Annotated in this window: 14 protein-coding genes; 6 read left to right on the top strand and 8 right to left on the bottom strand. The window is 56.4% G+C overall.

Annotation, left to right across the window (positions count from 1 at the left end; translation table 11 throughout):
- Window positions 1-5 precede the first annotated feature (5 nt).
- Together trpB and ACR0EV_RS16895 are read left to right on the top strand one after the other, a co-directional pair.
- A complete protein-coding gene (gene trpB, locus ACR0EV_RS16900) occupies window positions 6-1253 on the top strand; it encodes a tryptophan synthase subunit beta (protein WP_480801152.1) in 1248 nt (415 codons plus the stop codon).
- Window positions 1254-1957: 704 nt separating this feature from the next.
- Window positions 1958-3433 (top strand): Ig-like domain-containing protein, encoded by a 1476-nt coding sequence (locus tag ACR0EV_RS16895; RefSeq protein WP_480801151.1) that lies wholly within the window; start codon window positions 1958-1960, stop codon window positions 3431-3433.
- 39 nt (window positions 3434-3472) lie between these two features.
- On the opposite strand, the gene ACR0EV_RS16890 is transcribed toward ACR0EV_RS16895, so the two are convergent.
- From ACR0EV_RS16890 to ACR0EV_RS16860, 7 genes are all read right to left on the bottom strand, one after another.
- Complete coding sequence (locus tag ACR0EV_RS16890; RefSeq protein WP_480801150.1) at window positions 3473-3847, bottom strand: DUF2237 family protein; 375 nt, start codon at window positions 3845-3847, stop codon at window positions 3473-3475.
- 9 nt (window positions 3848-3856) lie between these two features.
- Window positions 3857-5020 (bottom strand): serine hydrolase domain-containing protein, encoded by a 1164-nt coding sequence (locus tag ACR0EV_RS16885; protein WP_480801149.1) that lies wholly within the window; start codon window positions 5018-5020, stop codon window positions 3857-3859.
- Window positions 5021-5103: 83 nt separating this feature from the next.
- Window positions 5104-5784 (bottom strand): aminoacyl-tRNA hydrolase, encoded by a 681-nt coding sequence (pth, locus tag ACR0EV_RS16880; protein WP_480801148.1) that lies wholly within the window; start codon window positions 5782-5784, stop codon window positions 5104-5106.
- A 127-nt stretch (window positions 5785-5911) separates the two neighbouring features.
- Window positions 5912-6565 carry a 50S ribosomal protein L25/general stress protein Ctc gene (locus tag ACR0EV_RS16875; protein ID WP_480801147.1) on the bottom strand — a complete coding sequence of 218 codons (654 nt, stop codon included), beginning with the start codon at window positions 6563-6565 and terminating at the stop codon, window positions 5912-5914.
- 247 nt (window positions 6566-6812) lie between these two features.
- The gene (locus tag ACR0EV_RS16870) at window positions 6813-7979 is read right to left on the bottom strand and encodes an alpha-hydroxy acid oxidase (RefSeq protein WP_480801146.1); all 1167 of its coding nucleotides are present in this window, start codon (window positions 7977-7979) and stop codon (window positions 6813-6815) included.
- 147 nt (window positions 7980-8126) lie between these two features.
- Entirely contained in the window at window positions 8127-8918 is a 792-nt protein-coding gene (trpA, locus tag ACR0EV_RS16865; RefSeq protein ID WP_480801145.1) for a tryptophan synthase subunit alpha, read from the bottom strand.
- A 78-nt stretch (window positions 8919-8996) separates the two neighbouring features.
- Window positions 8997-9485: an acyloxyacyl hydrolase gene (locus ACR0EV_RS16860; RefSeq protein WP_480801144.1), complete on the bottom strand. Its 489-nt coding sequence runs from the start codon at window positions 9483-9485 to the stop codon at window positions 8997-8999.
- Between the two features lie 201 nt (window positions 9486-9686).
- Between ACR0EV_RS16860 and ychF the strand changes: the two genes are divergently transcribed.
- Window positions 9687-10784, top strand: a complete 1098-nt coding sequence (ychF, locus tag ACR0EV_RS16855) for a redox-regulated ATPase YchF (protein ID WP_480801143.1) — start codon at window positions 9687-9689, stop codon at window positions 10782-10784.
- Window positions 10785-10880: 96 nt separating this feature from the next.
- On the opposite strand, the gene ACR0EV_RS16850 is transcribed toward ychF, so the two are convergent.
- A complete protein-coding gene (locus tag ACR0EV_RS16850) occupies window positions 10881-12338 on the bottom strand; it encodes a pyridoxal phosphate-dependent decarboxylase family protein (RefSeq protein WP_480801142.1) in 1458 nt (485 codons plus the stop codon).
- Between the two features lie 252 nt (window positions 12339-12590).
- Here ACR0EV_RS16850 and ACR0EV_RS16845 point away from each other — a divergent pair, with 252 nt between their 5' ends.
- The 3 genes from ACR0EV_RS16845 (at window position 12591) to fdhF (ending at window position 18058) form a co-directional block, all read left to right on the top strand.
- Window positions 12591-13472, top strand: a complete 882-nt coding sequence (locus ACR0EV_RS16845; protein WP_480801141.1) for a LysR family transcriptional regulator — start codon at window positions 12591-12593, stop codon at window positions 13470-13472.
- 85 nt (window positions 13473-13557) lie between these two features.
- Window positions 13558-15261, top strand: coding sequence for an NAD(P)H-dependent oxidoreductase subunit E (locus ACR0EV_RS16840; protein WP_480801140.1), 1704 nt, complete (start codon window positions 13558-13560; stop codon window positions 15259-15261).
- A gap of 13 nt (window positions 15262-15274) precedes the next feature.
- Window positions 15275-18058, top strand: a complete 2784-nt coding sequence (gene fdhF / locus ACR0EV_RS16835) for a formate dehydrogenase subunit alpha (protein WP_480801139.1) — start codon at window positions 15275-15277, stop codon at window positions 18056-18058.
- Window positions 18059-18156: the final 98 nt, after the last annotated feature.

The raw sequence follows: 18156 nt of genomic DNA, 5'->3' as shown, positions 1-18156 counted from the left end.
CACCCATGGCCAACGATCTTTTCAATTCCTTCATGTCCGGCCCTGACGAGCAGGGACGTTTCGGCATTTTCGGTGGACGGTTTGTCAGTGAGACGCTGATGCCGCTGATCCTGTCGCTGGAAGAGGAATACAACAAAGCCAAGGATGACCCCACCTTCTGGGCCGAGATGGACGATCTATGGACCAACTATGTGGGCCGCCCCTCGCCGCTGTATTACGCCGAACGCCTGACCGAGCATCTGGGCGGCGCTAAGATTTATCTGAAGCGCGATGAGCTGAACCATACCGGCGCGCACAAGATCAACAACGTGCTGGGCCAGATCATTCTGGCGCGGCGCATGGGCAAAACCCGGATCATCGCTGAAACCGGGGCGGGACAGCATGGCGTGGCCACCGCCACCGTCTGCGCCAAATTCGGCCTGAAATGCATCGTATACATGGGCGCGCATGACGTTCAGCGTCAGGCCCCGAACGTATTCCGTATGCGCTTGCTGGGTGCCGAAGTGATTCCGGTCACGTCTGGCCGGGGCACTTTGAAAGACGCGATGAACGACGCTCTGCGCGACTGGGTGACCAATGTGCGTGACACGTTCTACTGCATCGGCACTGTGGCTGGTCCGCATCCCTATCCGGCCATGGTCCGCGATTTCCAGTCGATCATTGGCAAAGAAGCCAAAGAGCAGATGATGAAGGCCGAAGGCCGTCTGCCCGATACGATTATTGCAGCCATCGGTGGTGGGTCGAATGCAATGGGCCTGTTCTATCCGTTCCTCGACGACAAAGACGTCAACATCATCGGCGTCGAGGCCGGTGGCAAGGGCGTGAACGAGAAGATGGAGCATTGCGCTTCGCTGACCGGAGGCCGTCCGGGCGTGTTGCACGGCAACCGCACGTATCTGTTGCAGGATGACGACGGTCAGATTCTGGAAGGGTATTCGATCTCGGCTGGTCTGGACTACCCGGGCATCGGGCCAGAGCATTCCTGGCTGCACGACATTGGCCGGGCCAATTATGTCTCGATCACCGATAAAGAGGCGCTTGAAGCCTTCCAGCTGTGTTGTGCGACCGAAGGCATCATCCCGGCTCTGGAGCCCTGTCACGCGTTAGCCCATGTGATGAAAATCGCACCCGACCTGCCTAAGGACCACCTGATCTGCATGAACATGTGTGGGCGGGGCGACAAGGACGTTCAGACCGTAGCGAAGTATCTGAACTTTGATATGTCAGACACCGAAGGTCGCACTGTCGGCTAAAGCACAACCGGGGCGCTTGACCCCGGTTTTTTGCATGACACTTCTGCTAGTGCATAACTCGACTCTTGGTTGAGTCATTTGTGTTAAGGAATTTTAGGCATACAAACTGTCTTGTTGGTTAAGAGACATTGTGTTTCTTGATTGAGGATAGCCTGAGGTGATCGCAAAAACTGTTGCATTTTTGCTGACTTTTCTCGGGTTCTATTCCTTTAAAACACTTAGTCTTCTATCTGCCGTCGCTTGCGGTTTTCTTCTCTAACGCCTTTGAAAAACGTTAGTTCACTGGGGCTGTTTAATCAGCCTGCAAAAATCCCAATACAATTCCTAAGTTGCCATTGTTCTGGTGAGCAATCTCACATTCTATACAACTTCTCAGAATTGATTTAACGTTTCGTAAACTGGTTTATGGGGGCCGGTTTCAGGGGATTCTCTTTGCTGCTGAGACCAGTGATAACACGCTTGGGTTGCTCTGCGAACCTCAGCGCCCCTGTGTTTGGCACCCATGCGGTGTTGTAGGAGGTAGTATGGTAAGGTTTGCGATAGTGAGGTTGTTAAGCCTGGTTTTTCTGGTTTCGGCGCTTATCGCTGCAAACGCTAAGGAAGGTCTTGCCTTCGGGGGCCCTTCATTTCCATCACAAACCGTAACGACTCCGAACGGCGGGCAGATTTTCTTCAGCAATCTTCAGGGAACTGAAACGGCGTTTATGTCTTTGGGTGGCTCCGGAGAGGTTCCTGGCGGGGCTTTCTATTTCAACTCGGGCATTCTGCCTGCAAGTGCGATCACACCCGGTGGATTGGCGGCGTTGGGATACCTTAACGCAACCATCATCAGTCAGGATGGTGCAGATTCCACCTATGCAGCGGATGGGTTTCTTGGCGTGGTTTTCACTGCCCAGGAAACCGTTGGCGGTCCACTATACCGCTATGAGATCGCGCTGTCTGGCGTCACGACCACTCAAATTATCAACACACGAACACTGGTGGATGTAACCCAGCCAACGGCCACAATCGGAGCATTGACAGCCACAGGAAATGGAACTTTTCAGGCGTCGATCACCCTCAGCGAGCCCAGCACAGATTTCACAGTGGGCGATCTGTCGGTCACCAACGCAACAGCCACCCTGACAGGGTCCGGGACTAACTATGTTGCAACGCTTACACCGCAGAACAACGGTACCATCGAACTGTTCATTCCAGCTGGTGTGTTCACTGATGCGGCGGGCAACTTGAACCTGGCCTCCAACACTGTGACGACAGTACAGGCGGTGACAAACACGCAGCGTCTTATACAGGCCTTTCAGAACGCACGGGCCACCAGCCTTACGACAAACCAGCCCGGACTGACCCGGTTCTTGCAGCGGTCAGGTTCTGGCGTGTTGGACTCTTCGGTGACGCAAGGTTCGGGTTATCTGAACTTTGCCTCAGATCCATCCAGCCCGGTCTGGTTCAACCTGACCGGCAATTGGAGTTCACAGGACAATTTCGACAGTTCTTATGCACTGGCCGTATTGGGCGCGCACCGCCTGGTCAATTCGAACCTTCTGATTGGCGCCATGTTGCAACTCGACTATGCCGAAACTGAGAACGGAGCAGCCAGTGTCGATGGTACAGGATGGTTGGTTGGTCCTTACGTGGTCGCCAAATTGCCCAGTCAGCCGGTGTTTTTTGAAGGGCGCGTTCTGTACGGGCAGGCTGACAATGACATTTCTCCGCTGGGCACTTACACCGACAGTTTCGACAGCGAACGCTGGTTAGTTCAATCGCGCGTCACCGGCGAAATCAAGCGAGGCGCTCTGACTTTGATGCCATTGCTGGATGTCAGCTATGCCAGCGATGATCAGAAGGCGTACACTGACAGCTTGGGGAACCTCATTCCACAGCAAGACTTTAGCCTGACCACGGCGCGGCTGGGTATGGATTTCAGCCACCCTATCCAGGTGTCGCGCGGCGCCATGGATTTGACCGGCGGTTTGTCAGGGATCTGGAGTACAACCTCAGGCACAGGCACTGTTCCGGGCGTAACGCCAATTGGTGATACGGCCCGTGCCCGCGCGGATTTGGGCTTTGACTACCGTCTGGAGAACAACAGTTTGCTTGCGGCCAATGTGTTTTATGACGGCATTGGTGAAAGCGGGTTCGAGAACTACAGTCTTAATCTTCTCTGGCAAATGTCCTTCTGACCCGATCTGAGCCGATCAGACACGGCCGCTTTGAAACCATCATTTTTCCGCTTTGTGCTGTTGCAAAATCTCAAGGGGCACGATTTCTAGCGCGCGTTGATGCGTGGCCTCAAGATGGACCTGAGGTGCACATCCTTCGTCATGGGCTTGTAGAAAGCGACTGGCGCAAAGGCACCAGCTGTCACCGGGCTTAAGACCGGGAAAGTCGAACTCGGGTCGTGAGGTGCTTAGATCATTACCGACGTATTTCGAGAAGGCCAGGAACTCGGCTGTCATTACCGCACACACGGTGTGGCTGCCCTGATCTTCGGGGCAGGTGTTACATGCACCGTCCCGGAAAAAGCCGGTTAGAGGATCTCTTGAACAGGGGGCGAGGACACCACCCAGAACATTGATACTGTCTTGCTTTTGCATAAGGCTACCTTACAGGCTTTCTGCGATCTTTCGGAACATTTCGATGTTCTGATCATTCACGCCGGGTTCACGGAACAGGCGATCTGCACCGGTCGAGACGATAAGAACACCGCGGGGCTGATTGAAATAGATAAACTGACCGTAAACGCCACGGGCCAGAAATTCACCCTCATGCGCGCCGCGGGGTATCCACCATTGATAGCCATACCCGATCTTGCCTTGTGCCGTCGGGGCGCTGGGTTGCGTGGCCTCAAATATCCATTCGGCAGGGACCAGTTGCTGCCCATTCACTTCGCCGTCTTCCAGGATCATCTGACCGAACCGTGCAAAATCACGCGTGGTGAAGTTCAGGCCGCCCAAAACAAAAGCAACGCCAGTACCGTCAGTGACATAGTATCCGTCGCGTTCCAGGCCCAGGGGCTGAATGATTTTTTCGGTCAGCAGTTCCGCCACGCTCTGCCCGGTCGCGCCGCGTATCACCATGCCCAGGACGTGCGTGTCGATCGAGACGTATTGCCAGGTTTCGCCCGGTGTCGCGAAGCTGTCTTGCAAGGACGCCGCAAAATCGTCCAACTCACCACCTAGGGCTATGACACGACCCATCCTGTTGATGTCGGAATTCGGGTCCAGATAATCCTCGTCAAAGGTGACCCCGCTGGCCATGTTCAACACATTGCGGATTGTCGCGCCCTCATACGCGCTACCCTTGAGTTTTGGCGCGTATTTCACCACCGGATCATCCAGCGACTCTATTGCGCCCTCATCCAATAAAATCCCAAAAAGCGCTGACAAATAGCTTTTAGCCACCGACCACGAGATCCTGCGGTCATCCGGTCCGGTGCCCAGATAGTATTCCTCGAACCGGATATCGCCGTCTTGCATCACCAACAGAGAGGTGACAGCGCGTTCATCAATCCAGGCGTCGGTGCCGTCCGGCAAATCAAACCCGTCGCCATAAGGCAGCTCCCATGTCGGGGCGTCGCCACGGGGCAGATCGACAGTCAAAAAAGCCGCGTCCATATGCGAAAAATTGTGAACGATCTTTTCCTCGGAAAATAGTGAGTTCACGGCCATCAAGCGCTGCAGCTCTTCACGTTTCCAGAGCCCTACGGCAACGGCCGCCAGAACCAGTGCGACACCAATGCGCAGCACCCATTTCAAGAAGGATCTCATCCCTTAACCTCCCTTGGTCCATGGTATTGGATCGCGGTCGCTTTCAATCTGCAATGGCTACGTAACGGAACGTTTGGGACTGGCTATTTGAATTTGTCCAACAGCTTCTGCATGGCAGAGCGGTCATCAACCACTGGTTCGGGTGGTGTATCAGGCTTCGCTTGGGTCTTCGGGGCAGGGGTTTTTGATGATCGGGGCGGAGCCGTGCGCAGCGCGACTGCATTCATGAATTTGCCACTGTCTCCGTTCGCCAAATAAGCCGCGCCATCCGAAACCCCGCGCAGCACATCATCCAGCCAGTCGGCATCAGCCTTGGCAAAATCACCCAGAACATAGGGTGAGACCATTTCTTTCCGCCCCGGATGCCCGATCCCCAACCGCACGCGATCATAGGCCGGGCTGATATGATCATGGATCGAGCGCAGGCCATTGTGCCCGGCGTGCCCTCCGCCTGCTTTTACACGGACTTTTCCGGGCGCGAGGTCCAGCTCGTCGTGGAAGATGGTCACATCGGTCGAATCCAGCTTGTAGAACCGCATCGCTTCTCCCACCGACTGGCCCGACCGGTTCATGAAGGTCTGCGGTTTGATCAGCAGAACCTTTTCATCGCCCAATCGCCCCTCGGCGATTTCGGCCTGAAACTTGGATTTCCAAGGGCCAAAGCCGTGATCCTCGGCGATCCGTTCCACGGCCATGAAGCCAATATTGTGCCGGTTGCGGGCGTATTTCGACCCCGGGTTCCCCAATCCGACAAACAGTTTCATAGTCTCATCCTTGTGCGATGCAGCTGGTAGATGGCACGGAATGCCACGCGTTTCCAGCCCGAGCGGCAAAAGAAAACGGGGCCCGACAGAGGCCCCGTTTCCAAATCCGAACTTTTGAAGTTCGAGCTTATTCTTCTTCAGCTTCCTGACCGACGACTTCAACTTCGTCTGCAGCCACTTCTTCACCTTCTTCGTCGTCGCTGGTCGACAGACCGGTTGGTGCCGAAATGTTGGCGATCACGAAGTCACGGTCGATGGTCGGCTTGGTGCCTGCGGGCAGGTCAACCGACGAAATGGTGACAACGTCGTTGATGTTCATACCGGTCACATCAACTGTGATCTTCTCGGGGATATCACCCGCGGTGCAAACCAGCTCGACTTCCGGTCGGACAACAGTCAGAACGCCGCCCTTTTTGATGCCGGGCGCTTCGTCTTCGTTGATGAACTCAACGGGGATGAACAGCGCGATTTTGGTGGTCCGGCGCAGGCGCATCAGGTCCAGGTGGGTCGGCAGGTCTTTGACGATGTCACGCTGAACGTCGCGGCAGATGACGCGGACGTCTTCGTGACCCTCAACCTTCAGGTTCCACAAAGTCGACTTGAAGCGGCCCGCTTTCAGGCGCTTGAACAACTCGTTGAACGGGATCTGAATCGGCAGCGGCTCTTTATCGCCACCAAAAACAATGCCCGGAACCATGCCGTCGCGGCGTGTCTGACGAGCGGCGCCCTTGCCTGTCCCCGTCCGTTCCAGAGCTACGAGATCAGGAATCTCTCCAGCCATGATAATTCTCCAATGTTAGGGCGGGCATCCTCCAAGGCTGTATGCCCGCGTGAAGCCGCGTCCTTAGCTTGATTCATTTGGTTTGGAAAGAGGTTTTTAGCCGTTTTCCTTTTTGCGAGGCTCTGCCTCGCGCTCCGAGGTATTTTCGGCCAGATGAATAAAGGATCCTTGCTTCATCTGGCTATAAATATCGCGGGGGAGGCGCCCATCGGGCGACCGGGGGCAGAGCCTCCCTTTAACAACCGGTTCAGTCTTGCCAGCGACCGCCAAAATCTTCGGGCACAAGAAGGTTATGGCGGCCAAGATCGGTCACTTTACGCTCACCGCAAAGTGCCATTGTGGTGTCCAGTTCTTTTTGGATTACTTCCAGCGCTGTGGTCACGCCCTCTTGCCCCATGGCGCCAAGACCATACACAAAAGCGCGCCCGATATAGGTGCCTTTCGCCCCCAAGGCCAATGCCTTTAAAACGTCCTGCCCGGACCTGATGCCGCTGTCCAGATGCACTTCGATATCTCCACCGACAGCATCCATGATCTCGGGGAGCACGCGGATCGAACTCAGGGCGCCGTCCAGTTGACGCCCCCCGTGGTTGGACACAACAATGGCGTCTGCGCCTAGCTTGGCAGCGATCTTGGCGTCTTCGGCATCCAGTACCCCTTTCAGGATGACCTTGCCGCCCCATTGTTCCATCAGTTTTTCGACTTTGGCCCAATCCAGACTGGGATCGAACTGCTCGGCGGTCCAGGCACCTAACGAAGAGGCGTCTGAGATGCCTTCTACATGCCCTACGATATTGCCGAATTCGCGTCTTTGCGCTCTCAGCATTTCGACACCCCAAGCCCATTTGGTCATCAGGTTGGCGATGGTTTTTGCAGTTAGTTTCGGAGGGGCGGAAAGGCCGTTCTTCAAGTCCTTGTGGCGTTGACCAAGAATTTGGAGGTCCAGAGTGATCACCAACGCTGAACACTTTGCGTCTTTGGCCCTTTGGATCAGACGGCTGACGTAATCAGTGTCCTTCATCGTATAAAGCTGGAACCAGAATGGCTTGTTAGTGTGTTCTGCCACGTCCTCGATCGAGTTGATCGACATGGTCGAAAGCGTAAAGGGTACGCCGAATTCCTCGGCTGCTTTTGCGGCCTTCATCTCTCCATCCGCGTGCTGCATCCCTGTCAGACCCACCGGTGCCAGTGCGACCGGCATCGAAACATCCTCGCCAATCATCTGCGAGGCGGTCGAACGCCCGGACATATCAACCGCTACCCGCTGGCGCAGACGGATTTCTTCAAAATCGCTGCTGTTTTCGCGAAACGTCTGTTCCGTCCAACTGCCGCTTTCGGCGTAGTCATAGAACATCCGTGGTACACGACGTTCATATATGCGCCTGAGGTCTTCGATATTGGTAATCACGGGCATGGTTGAGAACCTCTGGGTTTTCTGGTTAATTTTCCTTACCAATCCCTTCCGAGGCCTGCAATGGATTGGCCACGTGACCGGCCGTCAAAAAACCGCCGCAGAGCACTCTACGGCGGTTTGGTTGATTGTTGTGATGCGCTCTTTAGGTCAGACGCTGTGCGCCCCATCCGACAGAGATTTAACAAAATCCAACACTTCGGCCACCGGTTGGCCCGCGCCGATCTGGCTCACGATCGCCGATCCGACCACGGCACCGTCGGACACTGATGCGATGTTGCGTGACTTTTCAGGCGTGTTAATGCCAAAGCCCACGATCACCGGCAGGTCTGTCGCGGCTTTGATGCGGGCGACTTCGGGGCCAACATCCGTTGCCTGTGCTTCGGCCGCGCCGGTGATCCCGGTGATCGAGACGTAGTACACGAAACCGGATGTGTTCTGCAGAACCCTTGGCAAGCGCTTGTCGTCAGTGGTGGGGGTTGCCAGACGGATGAAGTTCAACCCTGCCGCCTGAGCCGGCAGGCACAATTCTTCGTCTTCTTCTGGCGGTAGGTCCACAACGATCAACCCGTCAATCCCGGCTTCTTTCGCATCGGCCAGAAACGCGTCTACACCGCGGCTGTAGATCGGGTTGTAATACCCCATCAGGACAATCGGAGTCGTATCGTCAGTTTCACGGAACGCACGTGCCAGATCCAATGTGCGTTGCAAAGTCATGCCGCCATCCAAAGCGCGTTGACCTGCTGCCTGAATCGTCGGCCCATCGGCCATCGGGTCGGTAAATGGCAAGCCCAGTTCGATGACGTCTACGCCAGCGCCCGGCAGACCTTTGACCACTTCAAGTGAAGTTTCGTAGTCGGGGTCTCCGGCCATGACATAGGCAACAAAAGCCTTTTTGCCTTCAGTTTTCAGGGCGGCAAACTTTGCGTCGATACGGGTCATCGGATGTCCTTGCACTCGGGTTTGGACCCGTGTGCAGAAAGTTTGTCCGAAAATCAATCCCGCCGAGGCAGGAATAGGTCAGAAGCCCAGATGATACCGCAACAACAACGCGTTCACGCCGGGGTTTTCGTCATTGGTACTGGCGTTGGATTTATGGGTGATCGCAACAGATACGCTGTTTCCGTTGTTGAGGCTATAGCCCAGCCCCAACAGGCTGCGGATCTGAAAGTCTCCGCCCAGGTCGTTCTGGTCATTGCTGGCATTGAAGTACCCCGGCATAACACTGCCTTCGATAAACCAGCGCTCACCCAAGGAATACAGCCCGATCAGCCCTGCACCGATGTGTGTATCTCCGTCTTCGTCAACAGAGAGTGCGGCACCCCAGCCAGCGCTGAACCGCGTTGCCTGGTGAAACGGCGTGTGTTGGTATTCAAGAGCGATAAGAGCCTGATCTTCGGATGTCGCTTCGGAAAAGTCTGAGTACCCGGCTCCGAAGACAATGGTTTGGGCATGCGCGGTTGCGTAAGTGGTAAAGGTCAGAGCGGCTGCAAGGAGAAGTTGTTTCATTGTGTTCTGCCGATAAAAATCTCGTGGTGCAATGCTAAGTGGTTAGCGTAATGCCTTTTTTTCAATTCCACCAAGAACACGTTTTGGGAACGATTTTGTGATGTGTCCAAAATGACTCAGTTGCGATCGGACCTGCAATGGCTTGCGCATTGAGACGGACCTGCATAGAAGCTGCGTTCGTATTCTATGCAGGAGGCCGTGATGGGCTTTAAAATGGGAATTGTGGGTCTGCCGAATGTGGGCAAATCGACCCTGTTCAATGCGTTGACCAAAACCGCAGCCGCGCAGGCGGCGAACTTCCCGTTTTGCACCATCGAGCCCAACGTGGGCGACGTGGCAGTGCCGGATGACCGTCTGGACAAGCTGGCCGCGATTGCCGCATCGAAACAGATCATTCCAACGCGGATGACGTTCGTGGATATCGCGGGTCTGGTCAAAGGCGCCTCTAAGGGTGAGGGTCTGGGCAACCAGTTTTTGGCTAACATCCGAGAAACTGACGCCATCGCCCACGTGCTGCGGTGTTTCGAAGATGGCGACGTGACCCATGTGGACGGCCGTGTCGATCCGGTGGCCGACGCTGACACGATTGAGACCGAGCTTATGCTGGCCGATCTGGAAAGCATCGAAAAGCGCCGCGCGAACCTGGTTCGTAAGCTCAAGGGCAACGACAAAGAAGCGCAACAGCAGGATCGTCTGCTGGCCGAAGCGCAGGCGATGCTGGAAAACGGCAAGCCCGCGCGTCTGGTCGAGGTCTCGGACGAAGACGCCAAAGCTTGGAACATGCTGCAACTGCTGACCACCAAGCCGGTGCTTTATGTCTGCAACGTGTCCGAGGAAGAAGCCGCCGAAGGCAACGCATATTCAGCGAAAGTCGCCGAAATGGCTGCAGCGCAAGGCAATTCCCACGTTATCATCAGCGCCAAAATCGAAGAAGAGATCAGCCTGCTGGAAGAGGACGAGGCGCAGATGTTCCTTGAGGAAATGGGCCTTGAAGAGCCTGGCCTAGATCGTCTGATCCGCGCCGGTTATGACCTGCTCAAGCTGGAAACCTATTTCACGGTTGGCCCAAAAGAGGCCCGCGCCTGGACCATCCGCACCGGCACCGCCGCACCACAGGCCGCCGGAGTGATTCATGGGGATTTCGAAAAGGGTTTCATCCGTGCCGAGACCATCGCCTATGACGACTACATCGCCGCGAAGGGTGAGCAAGGTGCCAAAGAGGCGGGCAAGATGCGGGCTGAAGGCAAGGGCTACATCGTCAAGGATGGCGATGTGATGCACTTCCTGTTTAATACCTGACTTTCGACGTCTTCTGCGTGGATTGTCACCCAGGGTATGATCGCGTTTAGCTCAAAGCGGTCGTAGGTTTTGCGTACACCTAGTCACGCCAAAAACCTACGGGCTGTTTTCGTTCAGAATCTCCTCACCCACACACAGTACGTCACGTAAATATCCATCAATATCCTCGCGTCTCGTTCGGTGGTTGTTGAAGGCGCATCGGAGCCCGTGTCTGCCTTGAACAGTTGTGTCTGACGAGACTGCAAGACCCCGTTCCTGAAGCCGCAGCATAATCTCGGTATTGAGCGCCTTGGCCGCATCATCATCAGCCGCTACATGCCGGAAGCACACGATGTTGAGGTCCACCGGAGCTACAAGCTCCAGTTTCGGATGAGCCTCAATCTGACGCGCCATGTAGTGTGCATGAGAGATGTCTTGCGATATGAGGCGACCAAACTTGGAAGCGCCCTGTTCTTTGAACGCCATCCAGATTTTGAGTGCACGGAAACCACGGCTAAGCTCCAATCCATAATCGGCAAGGAACTTACCCGCGATCATTCCACGTTCCTGAAGCTGAAGATAGTCGCCATGCATTTCAAAGGTTGCGAAGTGAGACTGGGCATCTTTGATCAAAACCGCACCTGCCTCAAATGGTGCGTGAAGCCATTTGTGTGGATCAATTGCAACCGAACCTGCCCGTTCGATCCCTTTCACAAGATGCGCGTGGTTGGGAGCAAGACGCAGTACCCCGCCGATGCACCCATCCACGTGAAACCAAAGCTGCTCTCGATCACAAATATCGGCGAGTGCAGTCAGGTCATCAATTGCACCAGTGTTCGTGGTGCCTGCCGTTCCGATCACGCAAGCTGGTTGCAATCCCTTCGCGCGGTCTTCTGAGATCGCGGTCTCCAGTGCGTCGAGTCGAATTCTCTGACGATCATCGCTTGCTATCTCTACCAATGCTTTTGAGCCAAGACCCAGGGTCTCCAATGCCTTCTGGTGGCAGCTATGAACCTGATCAGACGCATAAAACCGCAACGGCTTTTCCAAAGCGGCTATGCCTTCCTCACGTACATCAAAGCCAGCCGCGAGGTTACGAATAACTGTATGTGCGACTAGGTTGGCCATTGATCCGCCGCTCGTCAGAGTTCCACTGGAGGTTTCGGGAAACCCCGCAATTTCCTTCAGCCAATCGACAACTTGCCGTTCAACCTGCGCTGCTCCTGTGTTGCCACCACCTAGGTTACTGCCCTCTACAGCGGCAAGGAAATCACCCAATGCGCCGGTAAAGTTGCTTGCTCCCATGTACCACCCCCAAAATCGGGGATGGATATTGCCCATTGGATAAGCACGCACGAGGTCCCGATAATCGCTGTAGACCTTTTCCAATGAGCTGGGGGCTTCCGGCAAACCCTGTTTTAACTGCGACCTGACATCGTCCGGCATAGGGCGCCAAACAGGTCGCTCGCGCACCTGCTTCAAGTGATCGACGGCTTCGTCTACTACGACGTGCGCGAGGGCACGTGCCGCTTCCCAGTCTTCTGGATCGAGCGTTTCCTCTTTAACATTTCGCATTTACCGCGATCTCCCTATTCGAGTGCAGGGTGCAGTAGAACCACTTTCAGAGCAATAATTTCGTAGCTTATGTATTCAACGACAGCTACTTCGTCTGCTTCTCTGACCTCAGGTGTCAACTCAGTAAGCCCGTTCGTCGGCACATAGCCTTGAATGCTCACACAACACGGAAATACCAGTTAGATCACACGTTCCTTCGCACTAAAAACCTCGTTAGTATAGTTCCTTAGCCCGCCAACCGAGAAACGCCAGATGATCGAAATCCGCGACCTGCAACTGCTCAGCGCCCTCGCGCGGCATCGCCACTTTGCCAAAGCGGCCGAGGAATGCGGAATTTCGCAGCCTGCGTTCTCAATGCGTATTCGTAACCTTGAGGACCGTTTGGGGGTGTCTATCGTCCGGCGCGCCAATCGGTTTCAGGGGTTGACCGAAGAGGGTGAGATGATCGTCCAACGCGCGCGGCGTATACTCGATGACACCAAAGCGCTTGAACAGCAGGTGTTGGCCGCCAAAGGTGAGATCACCGGGACGTTGATACTCGGGGTAATTCCCACAGCCATTGCCTTTACCGGTCGCCTGATCAAACGCTTGCGGATGGCGCATCCTCGGATCGTGACGCGGATTGAGACCATGTCTGCCACCTCGATTCAGCACCGCCTGGACGAAGGCAGTCTGGATGCAGGTATCACGTATGGCGACAGCATTGGTACCGATCTGCGCCAGGTGCAGCCTTTGTACGAAGAAACATATGTTCTGCTTGTGCCGTCGCATATGACCGACGAGACCGGACCGATCCCCTGGGCACGTGTGGCGGATTTTCCACTCAGCCTGCTTGAGCCGCAGATGCAAAACCGCCGAATTCTGGACCATGTGTTTGAAGATCAGGGGCTGCACCCTGACGTTGTTGCGGAAACCAGCGGCTTCACCGCGTCGATGGTCATGGCCCGAGAGGGGCTCGCTGCCACGGTTGTGCCTCGGGTACTGGTACGGGCACTGGGTGATTTGAAAGGAACTAAGGTGTTGCCGCTGGTTGATCCCGTTGTCAGTAAACCGATTTGTCTGGCGACGCTTTCCCGCGACCCGGAATTGCCTACAGTTCAAGCTTTGCGTGCTGTTGTGACGTCTTTACGGTGATAAGCTGTCGTTATCGTGCCATTTCAATATGCGATTTGACGATATGCTAATCTGATGAGACACGGAGCCTCAATCGGAGGGCATCATGGCACCATTAGATACCAAGCCATCAGGCGCACCCAAGGGCGTCTGGAAGTCAGGTAAAGGCAAGGGGCGGCACACGCCCAAAGGCCGTCAATTCACGGATGAAGCACAGGCAGAAATTCATCGCCTACTGGGCGACCGCCCGCGCCGCCGCGATCTGCTGATCGAATTCCTACATTTGATTCAGGACGCACACGGCCATATCAGCGCTGACCACATCGCCGCGTTGGCGGTTGAGATGCGGGTTGGTCAGGCTGAGATTTACGAGACTGCCACCTTCTATGCCCATTTCGATGTGGTGAAAGAAGATGAAACGCCTCCGCCCGCGCTGACCATCCGGGTCTGTGATTCCCTGTCCTGCGAGATGGCTGGTGCCCAGCAGTTGCAGAAAGCGCTGGAAGACGGCTTGGATGCTTCACAAGTGCGTGTCGTTCGCGCGCCCTGCATGGGCCGCTGCGACACCGCTCCGGTGCTTGAGATCGGTCACAACCACATCGACCATGCGACCCCCGAAAAGGTGCAGGCCGCGATTGCTGCGGGTGATACCCACGCTCATCTGCCCGATTATGAAGCCTTTGCTGCTTACGAGGCCAACGGCGGCTACGCCAAGCTGAAAGAGCTGCGTGAGGGCGGCGATTGGGAAAAGGTGCAAGAAGACGTACTGTCCTCGGGCCTGCGCGGTCTGGGCGGCGCTGGTTTCCCGTCCGGCAAGAAATGGGGCTTTGTTCGCATGAACGAAGGCCCGCGTTATCTGGCCGTGAACGGCGATGAGGGCGAACCCGGCACATTCAAAGACCGCTACTATCTGGAACGTACGCCGCATGTCTTCCTCGAAGGGATGCTGATCGCTGCATGGGCGGTCGAGGCTGAGACCTGCTTCATCTACATGCGCGACGAATACCCGGCAGTGCTGGAAATTCTGCGCCGCGAGATCGCTGCCTTGGAACAGGCGGGTATCGTCGAAGAAGGCTATATCGACCTGCGCCGGGGTGCTGGTGCTTACATCTGCGGCGAAGAATCTGCGATGATCGAGTCGATTGAGGGCAAGAAGGGCCTGCCGCGTCACCGTCCTCCGTTCGTGGCGCAGGTTGGGGTCTTTAATCGCCCGACCTTGGTGCACAATGTCGAGACGCTCTATTGGGTCACCAAAGTGTGCCGTGAAGGGCCGGAATGCCTCAACAGCACCGAAAAGAATGGCCGCAAGGGCCTGCGCAGCTATTCGGTCTCGGGCCGGGTGGCGAAGCCGGGGGTCTACCTGCTGCCCGCAGGCTCGACCATTCTGGACGTGATCGAAGCCGCCGGGGGCATGGCCGAGGGCCAGAGCTTCAAGGCGTATCAGCCGGGCGGTCCGTCTTCGGGCCTGTTGCCTGCGTCGATGGATGACATACCGTTAGATTTTGACACGCTGCAACCGCATGGCACCTTTATCGGCTCTGCCGCTGTGGTGGTTCTGTCCGATCAGGACACCGCCCGCGACGCGGCGCTGAACATGCTGCGGTTCTTCGAGGATGAAAGCTGCGGTCAGTGTACGCCTTGCCGTGCAGGCTGTGAAAAGGCGGTGAAGCTGATGCAAGCCGACAAATGGGACACCGACCTGCTGGAAGATCTGTGTCAGGTGATGGGCGATGCCTCGATCTGCGGTCTGGGGCAGGCGGCCCCGAACCCGATCCGCCTGGTCATGAAACATTTCGCTGACGAAATCTGAGGGAGACAGAGCCATGCTTGACGCAAGCCCAACCAAGACCGTCACCTTCAACCTGAACGGCGATGACGTTACCGTGCCCGAAGGCACCACGATCTGGGAAGCGGCCAATGGCCGTGGACTGGTGATCCCGCACCTGTGCCACAAACCGGCACCCGGCTACAAACCCGACGGTAACTGCCGTGCCTGTATGGTCGAGGTTGAAGGCGAGCGCACTCTGGTCGCCTCATGCATCCGTCCGGCGGCTGAAGGGATGGTGGTTAAGACCGACACTGACCGGGCCGAGAAATCCCGTGCGATGGTCATGGAGCTGCTGGTGGCCGACCAGCCCGAGCAACCGCATGATGCCTCAAGCCATTTCTGGGACATGGCCAAGCTGAACGATGTCAGCGACAGCCGATTTCCTGCGAAAGAGGCCGATAAAATCCCGCTGCTGGATGACAGCCACGTGGCGATGCGCGTCAATCTGGACGCTTGCATCAACTGCAACCTCTGTGTCCGGGCCTGCCGAGACGTGCAGGTGAATGACGTGATCGGCATGGCCGGTCGCGGCCACACTGCGCAGGTGGTGTTCGATCAGAACGACCCAATGGGCGCATCGACTTGCGTGGCCTGTGGTGAATGTGTTCAGGCCTGCCCGACCGGTGCGCTGATGCCTGCCACCGTGCTGGACGATCAGCAATTGGGCGACAGCAAGGACTATGATAGCGAAACCGAAAGCGTCTGCCCGTTCTGTGGTGTCGGCTGTAAGGTTTCGCTGAAGGTCAAAGACGGCAAGGTCAAGTATGTCGAGGGTATCAATGGCCCCGCAAACGAAGGCCGTCTGTGTGTCAAAGGCCGCTTTGGCTTTGACTACATCCACCACCCGCACCGCCTGACCAAGCCGTTGATCCGGCGCGAAGACGCCCCTGAAAAGGGTCTGAACGTCGATCCATCGGACCTGTCGACCCATTTCCGCGAAGCAACGTGGGAAGAGGCGATGGATCTGGCTGCCACCAAGCTGAAGGCCCTGCGCGACGAAGATCCGCGCAGCGTTGCGGGCTTTGGCTCGGCCAAGTGCACCAACGAAGAAGCCTATCTGTTTCAGAAGTTCATCCGTCAGGGATTCAAGCACAACAACGTCGACCACTGCACCCGTCTGTGCCATGCGTCGTCCGTTGCAGCCCTGATCGAGAACGTTGGTTCGGGCGCTGTGACTGCGACCTTCAACGAGATCGAAAACGCGGATGTGGCAATCATCATCGGGGCCAACCCGATTGAAAACCACCCCGTTGCGGCGACCTATTTCAAGCAGTTCACCAAGCGCGGTGGCAAGCTGATCGTGATGGACCCGCGCGGGGTCGGCATGCGTAAGTTCGCGGATGAGATGCTGCAATTCCGCCCGGGTGCTGATGTCTCGATGCTCAACGCGATCATGAACGTGATTGTTGAAGAGGAACTCTACGACAGCCAGTACATCCACCGCTGGACCGAGAACTGGGAGGCAGAGAAAGAACATCTGCGCCAGTTTACGCCCGAGGCAATGGCACCGATCTGCGGTATCGAACCCGAACAGTTGCGCCGCGTGGCCCGCACCTTTGCGCAGGCCAAGGCTGGTCTGATCTTCTGGGGCATGGGCGTCAGCCAGCATATCCACGGCACCGACAACTCGCGCTGCCTGATCAGCCTGGCGCTGATGACAGGAAACGTTGGTAAGCCCGGCGCGGGTCTGCACCCGCTGCGCGGCCAGAACAACGTTCAAGGTGCCTCGGATGCGGGCCTGATCCCGATGTTCTTGCCAGATTATAAAACGGTTACGGATGACAACATCCGGGCGCAGTTCACCGAGGTCTGGGGCTCGGACGATTTCTCGAACGAGAAGGGCCTGACGGTTACCGAGATCATCGACCAGATTTATGCGCGCAACATCAAGGGTATGTACATTCTGGGCGAAAACCCGGCCATGTCCGACCCGGATGTAAATCACGCCCGTGAAGCGCTGGCCAAGCTGGACCTGATGATCGTGCAGGACATCTTCCTGACAGAAACGGCGAACTATGCCGATATCATCCTCCCTGCCTCGGCGCTCTATGAAAAGAACGGCACGGTGTCGAACACCAACCGTCAGGTCCAGCGGGTGCGTCCTGCCGTGGCCCCTCCGGGTGAGGCGCGTGAGGATTGGGCGATCACGGTCGAGTTGGCGCAGCGCATCGGACTGAACTGGGATTACACCGATGTGTCTCAGGTCTTTGCCGAGATGAAGCTGACCATGGAGTCGCTGAACAACATCACGTGGGAACGTCTGGAAACCGAGACGATCACTTACCCGTCGCTCAGCGAAACTGACCCGGGCCAGTCCATCGTGTTTGGCGACGGCTTCCCGCGGGCCGACGGCAAGGCGAAGTTCACTCCGGCCAGCATCATCCCGCCGGATGAAGCCCCGGATGAAGAGTATCCGATGATCGCGACCACTGGCCGTCAGCTTGAACATTGGCATACAGGTTCTATGACCCGCCGTGCCACTGTTCTGGATGCCGTAGAGCCGGAAGCAAACTGTTCGATGAACCCGCGTACGCTCAAGCTGATGGGTATCGAGCCGGGCGAGATGATCCGCCTGACCACCCGTCGCGGGTCCATCGAGATCATGGTGCGTGCCGACCGGGCGATTGCCGAAGACATGGTGTTCATTCCGTTTGCCTATGTCGAGGCTGCGGCGAACATGCTGACCAATTCGGCCATCGACCCCTATGGCAAGATCCCCGAGTTCAAATTCTCGGCGATCAAGGTCGAAAAGATCGAAGACGCCATCGCAGCGGAATAACCTCTGCGCCACTCACTCTTTCGAAAAGGCGGCCTTAGCGGGCCGCCTTTTTCGCGTCTTGACAGAAGCTTACGCGCGGCCAACCCTGTGCCAACGAT

It is taken from the genome of Ruegeria sp. CF8, assembly GCF_056537285.1.
The sequence above is the reverse complement of the archived record's forward strand: the minus strand, read 5'-3'. Positions and strand labels throughout refer to the sequence as shown.